At 64.5% G+C, this 11281-nt stretch carries 11 protein-coding genes; 7 read left to right on the top strand and 4 right to left on the bottom strand.

Translation table 11 applies throughout. From position 1 onward, the window contains the following. On the bottom strand, positions 1–322 hold a 322-nt coding region (locus HMPREF0975_RS02575; protein ID WP_009232562.1), incomplete at its 3' end, for an IS256 family transposase. Between the two features lie 100 nt (positions 323–422). Further along, positions 423–740: a hypothetical protein gene (locus HMPREF0975_RS16570; protein ID WP_009232561.1), complete on the bottom strand. Its 318-nt coding sequence runs from the start codon at positions 738–740 to the stop codon at positions 423–425. 384 nt (positions 741–1124) lie between these two features. On the opposite strand from HMPREF0975_RS16570, the gene HMPREF0975_RS16565 reads away from it, so the two are divergent. The 5 genes from HMPREF0975_RS16565 (at position 1125) to HMPREF0975_RS02550 (ending at position 6480) form a co-directional block, all read left to right on the top strand. After that, complete coding sequence (locus HMPREF0975_RS16565; protein WP_009232560.1) at positions 1125–1436, top strand: hypothetical protein; 312 nt, start codon at positions 1125–1127, stop codon at positions 1434–1436. A gap of 502 nt (positions 1437–1938) precedes the next feature. Then, on the top strand, positions 1939–3975 hold the full coding sequence (locus HMPREF0975_RS02565; RefSeq protein WP_009232559.1) for a ribonucleoside triphosphate reductase: 2037 nt from the start codon (positions 1939–1941) through the stop codon (positions 3973–3975). Between the two features lie 128 nt (positions 3976–4103). After that, positions 4104–4865, top strand: coding sequence for an anaerobic ribonucleoside-triphosphate reductase activating protein (locus tag HMPREF0975_RS02560; RefSeq protein ID WP_049939388.1), 762 nt, complete (start codon positions 4104–4106; stop codon positions 4863–4865). A 72-nt stretch (positions 4866–4937) separates the two neighbouring features. Next, entirely contained in the window at positions 4938–5324 is a 387-nt protein-coding gene (locus HMPREF0975_RS02555; RefSeq protein WP_009232557.1) for a hypothetical protein, read from the top strand. Between the two features lie 91 nt (positions 5325–5415). After that, positions 5416–6480: a glycoside hydrolase family 16 protein gene (locus HMPREF0975_RS02550; protein ID WP_232212438.1), complete on the top strand. Its 1065-nt coding sequence runs from the start codon at positions 5416–5418 to the stop codon at positions 6478–6480. An 826-nt stretch (positions 6481–7306) separates the two neighbouring features. Here the strand turns inward: HMPREF0975_RS02550 and HMPREF0975_RS02545 are convergent. Further along, entirely contained in the window at positions 7307–8077 is a 771-nt protein-coding gene (locus tag HMPREF0975_RS02545) for a CPBP family intramembrane glutamic endopeptidase (RefSeq protein ID WP_049939348.1), read from the bottom strand. Between the two features lie 421 nt (positions 8078–8498). On the opposite strand from HMPREF0975_RS02545, the gene HMPREF0975_RS14585 reads away from it, so the two are divergent. Both HMPREF0975_RS14585 and HMPREF0975_RS15390 read left to right on the top strand, forming a co-directional pair. Continuing rightward, on the top strand, positions 8499–8942 hold the full coding sequence (locus HMPREF0975_RS14585; RefSeq protein WP_009232554.1) for an excalibur calcium-binding domain-containing protein: 444 nt from the start codon (positions 8499–8501) through the stop codon (positions 8940–8942). A 645-nt stretch (positions 8943–9587) separates the two neighbouring features. Continuing rightward, the gene (locus HMPREF0975_RS15390) at positions 9588–9887 is read left to right on the top strand and encodes an excalibur calcium-binding domain-containing protein (RefSeq protein WP_232212437.1); all 300 of its coding nucleotides are present in this window, start codon (positions 9588–9590) and stop codon (positions 9885–9887) included. A gap of 173 nt (positions 9888–10060) precedes the next feature. Here HMPREF0975_RS15390 and HMPREF0975_RS17075 read toward each other — a convergent pair. Further along, positions 10061–11281 (bottom strand): hypothetical protein (locus HMPREF0975_RS17075; RefSeq protein ID WP_009232553.1); only part of this gene is annotated, 1221 nt, incomplete at its 5' end.

Here is an 11281-nt window from a genome sequence, read left to right as displayed (position 1 = left end):
CAACCACTGTGATCAGTGCGGACTCGGCCCGTTTACGGCGTTCAAGCAGCCAGTCGGGGAAGTACGAGCCAGTGCGCAGCTTGGGGACGGCCACGTCAATCGTGCCGACCCGGGTGTCCAGGTCCCGGTGCCGATAGCCATTGCGCTGAACCCGGCGCTCAGGGCTGGCCTGACCGTACTCGGCACCGCACACCGCATCAGCCTCGGCGCTCAGCAGGGAGTTGATCACCGTCTGCAGCAGGCTACGCATCAGGTCTGGCGAGGCCTGAGAAAGAGCCTCGCCAAGAAGACGCTCAGGGTCGACAATATGAGGAGCGGTCATCGTGATGACTCCGTTCGAGTGGGTTGTAGGAGATTCCTCGAAGGATCACACGGTGACCGCGCTGCCACCAACAGCAGCCCAACCACCGCGCTACACCACACTACGGGGCACTACCCACTTCGATGGGTCCTGGAGGCCACAGGCTGACGGATGCGCCAGTTGTCCGCAGGGCGCTGGAGTCGGGTTGCGCCCACTCTGCAGTCGGGCGGCAATGGGCCCCATGAACACTGTGGACACAGACCTGCTCGCCGTTGTTCGTGGCTGCTACGGCGCGGTGCGCGTTCGGGACCTTGACCTGTCTCGCACCCAGCGCCGTCATATCGCCTCTCTTGTGAGAGCCGGTGAGCTCATTGCCCACGAGCATGGTGTTGTCGGTATCCCAGGTGCTGAGCGCGCCGTTGTTCTGGCCCGGATTCATGGAGGGCTTCTTACCTGTCGGGCCGCCATGCGCTACTACGGTCTGCCGGTGGTCCAAGGGGCCGATCAGGTTCATCTTGTGGTCGCGACAGGTAGGCGATTCTCGGTTGTTGGGCGGGAGGTGCTCCATGCAGACCGACATCGGACTCGGTTATTGCCAACCTCTTACCCGGTGCAGCCACTTCCGGAGGCGCTGGCTCGTTTTCTGCGCTGCCACGTTCAGGACGAGTCTCCGCTTATCGCTCTTGATGCAGCACTTCACGATGAGCGCGTCACTGCCGATCAGGTTCGGGACTTGCTGCGCGGCCCTGGCTCGGCTCGGGCGCTCGCACGGCTCGATCGTGCCAGCGACCGGTCCCGTTCTCCGTTGGAGACGCTGGCGCGCATGGACCTCGAGGCTGCAGGCCTGAGCTTCGAGGATGGGGTGGAGATCGAGGGCGTCGGCGAGGTGGACCTGGTGGTTGAGGGATGGGTGGTCGTGGAGCTGGACGGCTACACCTACCACTGCGACGAGTACCAGTTCGGCCTCGACCGATGGCGCGACCGCCGGCTTGTTGCCCGTGGCTTCCTGCCACTGCGCTTCACGAGGAAGGATGTCTACGCGCATCAGGTCGTCCCGGACGTGCAGAGGGCCTTGGAGTGGTGGGGAGTGTCCAAATCGGTGACAAAGGTGGTTGCTGGCGCTGAGCGCGCTTGACAGAACCTCATGATTCCGCGGTTCGCGTGGCTCGACGAAAAGTGGTTGGGCTCCTTTGTCTCCGATTTGGACACGAACCTCCCTCGGAGGGTCTTCCACAGCTCTGGTGATGCCTCTTCGTCGGGGGATAGCAGGCGGCCGGCGGCGCAAATGGATCGTGCGCAGAGCGATCGCGCGCAGGGGTGAGGGTTGCGCTCCCGCCCTCGTCCCAACACGCCGAGCGGGAGTGATCTGGACCTCATATGTGCTCTCCGAGGGAGCTTGCCAGCCTGCCTGCGGCCGCTGGAGGTATCCGCGAGATCGCGCGGGAAGGCGTCACCTATCGGGACAAAAGTCCTCACCTCTATCGCAATATGTTGTGGTTGATATACAATTAAGACACAAGATGATGTGTCTCATCGATGTGATTTGGGAGTATGGTCGGCACCGGTGCCGCTGACCGGTTGGCCCCCAACGGGCAGTGCTCAGTCACTGACGGCACCCAGAAGGACCGGCCTCATCGATGCTCGACAAGGCCGTGAACAGGAACGAGAAGGACCATCGGAGAGACCCGTGCTCGAGAAGAACCTTGCCTCCACCACCCCCGCAGCTGACGGCTCGGCGCAGCCGCGTGGCCGCCACGCCCGACGCCGCCACCGACCCGAGTCTCGTGGCCCGCGGCTCGGCCGACTCGGCCGTCGCCCGCGGCGAGCGCCCCACCGTAGACGCCATCGCCACCATCACCGAGTACCTGGACCGCTCCGACTGGCGCGTCAACGCCAACGCCAACCAGGGCTACTCACTGGGCGGGATGATGCTCAACACCTCCGGCAAGGTCGTTGCCAACTACTGGCTCAGCCAGGTCTACCCGGCGGTCGCCGGCCAGGCCCACCGCAATGCGGACCTCCACATCCACGACCTGGACATGTTCGCCGGCTACTGCGCTGGCTGGTCCCTCAAGGACCTCCTCCAGCAGGGCTTCAACGGCGTCCCCGGTGCCATCGCCGCCGGCCCCGCCAAGCACTTCTCCTCCGCCGTCGGGCAGATCGTCAACTTCCTGGGGACTCTCCAGAACGAATGGGCCGGCGCCCAGGCCTTCTCCTCCTTCGACACCTACATGGCGCCCTTCGTCCGCCTGGATGACATGACCTATGACCAGGTTAAGCAGTGCATGCAGGAGCTCATCTTCAACCTCAACGTTCCCTCACGCTGGGGTACTCAGACGCCCTTCACCAACCTCACCTTCGACTGGACCTGCCCCGCGGACCTCGCCGACGAGTACCCCCTCATCGGCGATGACGTCTGCGACTTCTCCTACGGCGACCTCCAGGCGGAGATGGACCTCATCAACCGCGCCTTCATGGAGGTCATGACTGAGGGCGACGCCGAGGGCCGGGTCTTCACCTTCCCCATCCCCACCTACAACATCACCCGTGACTTCGACTGGGACGCCCCCAACACCGAGCTTCTGTTCACCATGACCGCGAAGTACGGCCTGCCCTACTTCCAGAACTTCATCAACTCCGAGCTCGACCCCGGCATGATCCGCTCCATGTGCTGCCGCCTCCAGCTCGACCTGCGCGAGCTGCTCAAGCGCGGCAACGGTCTGTTCGGCTCGGCCGAGCAGACCGGGTCGGTCGGCGTCGTCACCATCAACATGGCCCGGCTCGGCTACCTCTACGCCGACGACGAGGCCGCCCTGACCGCTCGGCTCGACGAGCTGCTCGAGATCGGCCGCGACACCCTCGAGCTCAAGCGCACCGTCATCCAGCACCACATCGACGCCGGCCTGTTCCCCTTCACCAAGCGCTACCTAGGCACCCTGGACAACCACTTCTCCACCCTGGGCGTCAACGGCATGAACGAAATGGTCCGCAACTTCACCCACGACGCCTACGACCTGACCGATCCGCGCGGTCACGCCATGTGCGTGCGCCTCCTGGACCACGTGCGGGACAGAATGGTCGAGTTCCAGGAGGCCACCGGCCACCTCTACAACCTGGAGGCCACGCCGGCCGAGGGCACCACCTATCGCTTCGCCAAGGAGGACCGCAAGCGCTACCCCGGCATCCTCCAGGCCGGTACGGAGACCAACCCCTACTACACGAACTCCTCCCAGGTCCCCGTGGGGTACACCGACGACCCCTTCGAGGCCCAGGAGATGCAGGAGGAACTCCAGACCAAGTACACCGGTGGCACCGTCCTGCACCTGTACATGAACGAGCGGATCTCCTCGGCCGCCGCCTGCAAGGAGCTCGTGCGCCGTTCCCTGACCGCCTTCCGCACGCCCTACATCACCATCACTCCGACCTTCTCCATCTGCCCCGTCCACGGATATCTGGCCGGCGAGCACCTCACCTGTGACAAGTGCGCCGAGCTCCACCCGGAGGCAGAGCCGGTCGAGTGCGAGGTGTGGACCCGCGTCATGGGCTACTTCCGCCCCGTGCGCTCCTTCAACATCGGCAAGAAGGGCGAGTACATGGAGCGGCAAATGTTCACCGAGGTCGCCGCCGGCGGCCACGGTCCGGCCGTCTCGCGCCTGAGCGCGGTCAGCGCCTGAAAGGACCTGCCGAGACCGCTGGGCGCCGGCGGATGATTCCGGCGACGGCACCCAGCGGCCCGGTGCCGTAACGACAAGACGTGAGAGGAGCCGTCGTGAACTCCCTGCCGAGAAGCCCGCAGGCCTCCCTGCCCGTTCCGACGGCGGGGGAGAGCCCCGACCACCGTCCGGCCGATGACCTGGTGATCGCCGGGCTTGTCCCGATGAGCACGGTCGACTGGCCCGACCACCTAACCGCGACCGTCTTCCTGCAGGGCTGCCCCTGGAACTGCTTCTACTGCCACAACCAGGCCCTCATCCCCGCCCGCACGCCCGGCCAGGTGGCGTGGGAGGAGGTGCGCGCCCTGCTGCGCCGCCGGAGGGGATTGCTCGACGGCGTCGTCCTCACCGGCGGTGAGGCGCTGCGCCAGGATGCTCTGGCCGATGCCGCCCGCGAGGTCATCGACATGGGCTTCCATGTGGGGCTGCACACGGCCGGGCCCTACCCGCGGCGGCTGCGCGACATGATCGAGGCCGGGCTCGTCGACTGGGTGGGGCTGGACGTCAAGGCCCTGCCCGAGCACTACGGGCAGGTGGTCGGTCGGGCGAACGCGGCCGCGAAGGCCTGGGAGAGCCTGGAGGTGCTCGTCGAAGCGGCCGGTCGCGGCGGACCGGAGTTCGAGGTGCGCACCACCGTCGTGCCCAAGGACGTGACGGCCGACGACGCCGTCGAGGTCGCCCGTCGGGTGCATGCCGCGGGGGCGCGGGTCTACGCCCTCCAGCAGGCCCGTTCGGAGGGGACGACCGGTGAGTTCGACGTCGTGGCGCCCGGCTGGGACGGGATGTGCGAGCGCATGGCCGAGCGGATCGAGGCCCTGGGCTGGGAACGCTTCACCTATCGCCCGGCGTAGTCGGCGTAGGGTGGGTGCTGTGGGGAGCCGTCTCCATGGTTGGGGGCTCGGGCCCGCTCCTAGCCTCGGGCCATGAGCTACGAGATCCTGGTCTTCGAGCCGGAGACGGTCACGGACGCGGACTTCCCCCAGTGGTGGAAGCAAGTCTCCCAGTGGGAGGAGCCACACGACTACGACACCACCGAACGCTCCACACGGCCGATCAAATCCTTCTACCGCGATCTCATCCGCACCTTCCCCCCGCTCAACGGACCCTACGCTCTGATGGATGAGGAGCTCGACGCGAGAGAGGCCGAGGGGCTGCCGGTCGGTGACTACGTCATCGGCGCGGACTTCATCCACATAGGAGTTGGCTGGTCACACGCCGATGCGCTCGTGAGAACCGTCGGTGAGTTGGCCCAGATGCACCGGCTCGCTATCGCCTATGTCAGCGGCGACAGCTCAATCATCCGTCCATAGGGGCGGGCAGCGCGGACCGTCGGCGAGAAGCGTTCAGGAGTTGTTCATCTCACAACCGACCGGTTAGTGTGATCTTCACGACCGAAAGGAGATGACCGTGAAGCCCGCTCGATCAATCCGACTCCTCATGATCGCAGGGCTGGCCGCTGCGACGGCCACCGCCTGCCTGCCGACCCACCCCCAGGGCGCCGCCCCGGGCACGACCTCTGCACACTCGACCGCTGCCGGCACCGAGCAGGCCTCCCCGAACGGTCCCGCCAGTGCTGCGGCCTCGGTGACACCCGCCGGCGATGCCTCTGCGCCGGCGCCCTCATCGTCGAGCGTGGAGCAGCCGACCACTGCCGCCCCGTCGGGCGAGCCGTCCGCCTCTGGATCGCCATCTGACGCTGGATCCGCCTCGCCCTCGCAACCCTCCGAAGGCTCGGGTCGGGGGCGCTCCGAGGCAGAGATAAACGGCTGGAATGTCGACTACTTCGAGGGCTTCGACGCCTCCTTCGAGGACACAAAATGGGGGCACTATGGCTGGGGTGATCCTGCTGTAGGTCACGGTGCCATGGGGGTGATGTCGCAGAAGAACTCCTTCGTTGAGAACGGTGCGCTGGTGATCCGTACCCAGTACCAGAACGGACAGTGGAGCGCGGGCGGTGCCTCGAGCGCAGACGCCTTCGCCACCTCGCGTGGCCGGTGGGAGGTGCGCGCCAAGTTCCCCCGGGCCAAGGGAATCGGCTACGCGATGCTGCTGTGGCCGGAGGACGAGGTCTGGCCGCCGGAGATCGATTTTGCTGAGGGGCGCGTCAATGGACCACAGGTGTCGGGCACCTACCACTGGGGCGAACCCGACCCGGATAAGCACAAGCAGGAACAGCGGGTCTTCGACAACCCGGATATGAACGGCTGGCACACCTACGGTGCCATCGTGGAGGACGGCTACATCGCCTTCACCTTCGACGGCCAGGAGTGGGGGCGTGTCACCCGGGAGAATGTCGGGGAGGACATCACCAACAAACGGATGTGGTTCGGGGTTCAGACCGGGGCGATGGATCCCAACGGCAGCGCGAACCAGTACGAGACCGTCGACGGCGGTGTCCCCGGCCCGCTCACCCCGGCAGTCTCCGACATCCAGATCGACTACGTGGCTCACTACACCAAGAACTGAGCATTACGGGAGCCGGGAACGGGGGAGACGGCAGGCTTGCTCCGTTGAAGCATGCACCGTCTCCCCCGTTGGGGACTGGCCGGTCGGGTTCCGGCCCTTCAGGCGGCGGTCGGCCCTTCAGGCAGCCTTTGCCGGCCGCCGCCCGACGTCATGGATGATGTCTCCCGAGTTTCTGTGTTCTTCTGTGTCTCCTCCCTCTTTGCTCATCCCCTCCTACGTGACGGTGAAGATCTCCTAGCCCGTCTCGGTGGTGTGATCCACCTTGGCCGATCTGGACTGGCTCTTCCCCTTGAGGGTCAGTGTCCCGTTATCGAAGGAGTAGGCCTCCTTGTCCACCGGGAAGATGAAATGGCCTTCGAGGTCAGCGAGGCCGCGATGCTGCTGATCGTGGTCTTCTTCCTATGGTGTTGTCTGTTGTCATTCCGGGTTCGGGCGGGCGTGTGTGCGCCGTCCTGTGGGCATCAGACAACACGAGGAGTTGTTGTGGCGGCGTTGAGATAAGTGCTTATGTTGCCGCAACATGCGGGCCTGCTGAAGTGGCCTGTTGAGGCGCCGCTCCGGCAGAATGCGGGACTGCGAGCTACGGGTGGCGATGCTCCGGTACGTGGAAACGGTTGGTCCTGACCAGAGAGACGATCAGGAGGATGACGGTGATGGCCACCGCTCCGCCGCCTCCGAGTGCCAGACCTAGCCACGGGTTGGCGGTGAAACCCGCGATTGGGTCAGGCCGACGACGACTCCGGTGGGAGAACGAGCTGCGCGGTTCTTGGTTGTCATGGTTCGCTCTTTTCCTGAGTGAGGCGGACGGCAGGGCGGGATGGGGGAGTCAGTGCAGGAGGAGGGTCAGGAAGGCGCTGAGGTTGTTGAGGCAGTGGATGCTTGCCGGATACAGCAGGTTGTGGTCGGTCCTGACATAGAGCAGGCCCAGACCCAGCCCGAAGAAGGCTTGGGGGAGGACTCCCAGTACCTCGGAGAGCGTGAACGAGCTCATGTGTAGGGTGCCGAACAGGATGCTGGAGACGACGACGGCGACCCAGGTTGGCGCAATGCGTCCGATGAGTCCGATGAGCAGCCGTCGGAAGACCATCTCCTCCACCGCGGGGCCCAGGACCCCGAGTACGATGACGATGACGATCGGCGGGAACATCCGTATGACGCTGCCGATGTTGGAGTCGTTCTGCAGGGTTGCTCCGGACAGGCCGGTGAAGTCGAGTAGAGCCGAGGATGTCAGAGAGCCGACGAGCTCGATGGCCAGGGATGCAATACTGCCCGCGATGAGGGTGAGGACCGCCCGGCGCTTGTGAGCCGCTATCTGTTTGAAGGCGTGGGCCAGCGGGTGGCGGAAGGCGACGCATCCGACGGCGAAGAGCACGACGTAGAGCGCGATGGTGACCTCGAGAGCGGCTTTCGATGGCATGAAATTACTGACGCGGAAGGGGAAGAAGAACGTGCTGTAGATGCCGACGAAGACGGTCAGCGCAGCCGTTGTCATCCGGTCGGTGCGGGGCATTGCGCTCGGGGCCAAGGTTCGATCGGAGGTCGACGGCGCAGGGGCTTCTGAAGCGGGAGTGGGTGATGAGGGGCGGGTGGTGCTCATGGCAGGAAGCGTGTGGCTGCCGACCCCAGAGCCGCATCGCCCCTGCGGTTGAGTCTCAGTACGCTCCTCGGACCCTTGTCCATCGAACCCCGGTCCTACGTGGCTGCGTGGCTGCCGGCTGCGACTCGCCCTCGAGGAGACGGGCTTTGGGCTTGATGGAGAAATGAAGCGAACTCATCTCGATTTTTGCTTGCGACGACAGTGACGATAGTCTGTATCAATGCGATTTCAATTTACGATTCTATGAGTTATTACTGCCTTCGGAGTGCTTCACTTATCTCGGCTAGCCGCCCACCATCCCTTCTCGTGACTCGAGGCTTTCGTGAACGCGCCTTTTTTGCCCCCAATTCCTCCCATGTTTTCCTGTTCCTCTGTTGCGTCAGCGTCTTCCCCGACGGCGAGGCGTCGGGGACTGCTGAGGATGACGGCTCCCGTGGTCCTTGCCCTGGTTCTTGGTGCCGGGCTGGCCGGCTGTGACGATACTTCTAGTACCAGCGGTGATGCTGCGCCTTCGACTGCGCCGGCTGAGTCCCAGCCGGGTTCAGGGGGTGGTGACTCCGCTGGCTCCAAGGAGGCGCCTGCTGAGGAGCCCGCCGCGGAGCCGACGGAGGACTCGTCGGGCTGGAGCGGCTGGTTCGGTGGTGGTGGCTCGGATTCAGGGGAGAGCTCCAAGGGGGGATCGACCCCGGAGTCCGAGCCTGAGCCTCAGAAGGAATCGGACTCGAAACCTGAGCCCCAGAAGGAGTACTACGCCAGCTGCAAGGAAGCCAAGGCGGCTGGCGTTGCACCGTTGTACAAGGGTGATCCCGGTTACCGGCCCGAGCTGGATCGAGATGGAGACGGCATCGCCTGTGAGACTAAGTAGGGAGCGCGATACGTCTGTCGTGTCGGGCTGAGGTGTTGCCGGATGCCCTGCAGATTCCATGTGCTTCGTTCGCTGTACCCGGGTGTGGCGAACGAAGCACATCTGGTTGTGCCGGTTTGTGGGCGCGTTTCCGATGCGTGATGCCCGTTCGCGTCGTGCGAGTTGAGATGGTGCGGATTGCTGGGTGCTCGCTGATCCTGTGGAGAATGAAGATCGTATTAAAGGGGGTGACGTTAGAAACCGCGTCTTCCAATAGGGAAGAAAAGGGTAAGTTGCGATGTGGTTGCATTTTATGGTCTCGCAGGTTATTACCATCGCTGAGGTGCTTCACTTATCTCGGCTAGCCGCCATGATCCCTTCTCGTGACTTGAGGCACCAGTGAACACCTCCCCTCCATCTCCCATCCCACCAACATTCTCTTACGCTGGGCCCGGTCAGTCCTATCGGCCCATGTCGAGGCGCCGGAATCTCTTGAGGAAGTCTGTCCCTTGTGTCGTGACGTTCATTCTCGGGGCCGGGTTTGGTGCTGCTGGATCCTCGGATCATGCTCCACCGGCTCAGCAGCAGGCGGCGCCTAAGTCCACCGTGGTCTATTCGCCAACCCCTGTCCCCACGGTTGTTTACAGTCCGTCGCCAGTGCCAACGGTGATCTACTCACCGTCGCCGGTGCCGGCGACAGAGGCTCCCGCAGCCCCGCCGGTGGCGGCTCCCTCTGCTCCAGGGGCGGAACAGGGTTCGGATACGAGCGAGCGAGATACCGGATCCGGTGCCTCGTCCGGCGCGGGCGAGGCACCGGCTCAGCCCGAGTCCGACTCGGGCGGCGTCTACTACCGCAACTGCAAGGCGGCTCGTGATGCGGGTGCGGCGCCGCTCTATCGAGGCCAACCCGGATACCGGCCCGAGCTGGACCGTGACAAGGACGGTATCGCCTGCGAGTGGAAGTAGAAGCGATCGACGGCGTCGCATCGTATTTGAGGAGCTTTCCCGATCGACTGGGTGAGGACTGACGCAGCAACCGTGTCCTGACAAAGAGGGCGGGGTTCCAAGCAGAGAACTGTGATCTGCTTGGAACCCCGCCTTGTCTGTGATCGTTCCTCAGGTCAGGTTGGTACCTGACGTCACCGGATGAGTGCGCCGCTGCTGTGGAAGTAGAACTGGCCGCCGTCGATCGTGGCCCAGCCGGTGGTCATGGCACCATTGGGCTGGAGGTAGTACCAGGTGCCGTCGACCTGCTTCCAACCGGTCGCCATGGAACCGTTGGCGTTGAGGTAGTACCATTTTCCTCCGTCCATGACCCAGCCGGTCGCCATCGCGCCGCTGGGCTGGAGGTAGTACCAGGCGCCGTCGACCTGCTTCCAGCCGGACGCCATCGCACCATTGGGCTGGAAGTAGTACCAGTGCCCGTTGACGTCCAACCACTTGCCTGCGGCCATGGCGCCGGAGTCCTCCACGTAGTACCACTGTCCGCCCGAGGCGACCCAGCCCTTGGATGCCATGACGCCCTTGTCGTCGAAGTGGTACCAGGCGCCGCCGATCATCTTCCAACCCGTGGCGACGGCGCCGCCGGGGTTGGCGTAGTACCACTTGTCATCCTCATTCACCCAACGGTTCTCGGCCATAGCACCGTTGCCGGTGAAGTAGTACGAGTGGTCACCGATCTGCGTCAGCCCCAGGGCCATGACGCCGTTGTCCCTGAGGTAGTACCAGTTCCCATCCACGGAAATCCACTTGCTGGTGGCAAGAGCCCCGGAGCCTTCGGCGTAGTACCAGTTATCGTCCGACTTCACCCACTGGGCGGCCGCCATGACGCCGTCTTTATCGAAGTAGTACGAGTGGTCACCGACCTTCTTCATCCCGGTCAGTAAGGCGCCGTGGTTGTCGGCGTAGTACCAGTGGCCGCCCTCGTCGATCCACGTGTCGGTTCGCAGGATGCCGTCAGAACCGAAGTAGTAGGTGAGTTTCCCCTCGGTGAGCCGGCCGGTGGACATGACGCCGTCGTCATTGAAGTGGTACAGATGGCCCTCGATCTCGGCCCATCCTGTCGTCTTCTTGCCCTTCTGGTAGTAGTACTTCTTGTCGTTTTCCGTCTTCCATCCGGTGAAGGAATCGGCGGGCGGATCCGAGGGCGCAGCGCTGGGGTCGGCGGAGGGTGCGGTGCTGGGGTCGGCGGGGGCGGTTGGGTCCGCGGTGGGCTTGTCCGAGGGTGCGGCACTGGGGTCGGCCGTGGGCTTGACCGTGGGGTCTTCGCTCGGCTTGACCGTGGGGTCCTCGGTCGGCTTGACCGTGGGGTCGGCCGTGGCGGTTGGGTCCGCGGTGGGCTCGGCTGAGGGTGCGGCGCT

Source organism: Actinomyces sp. oral taxon 849 str. F0330 (assembly GCF_000239715.1).
Lineage (GTDB): Bacteria > Actinomycetota > Actinomycetes > Actinomycetales > Actinomycetaceae > Actinomyces > Actinomyces johnsonii.
The sequence above is the reverse complement of the archived record's forward strand: the minus strand, read 5'-3'. Positions and strand labels throughout refer to the sequence as shown.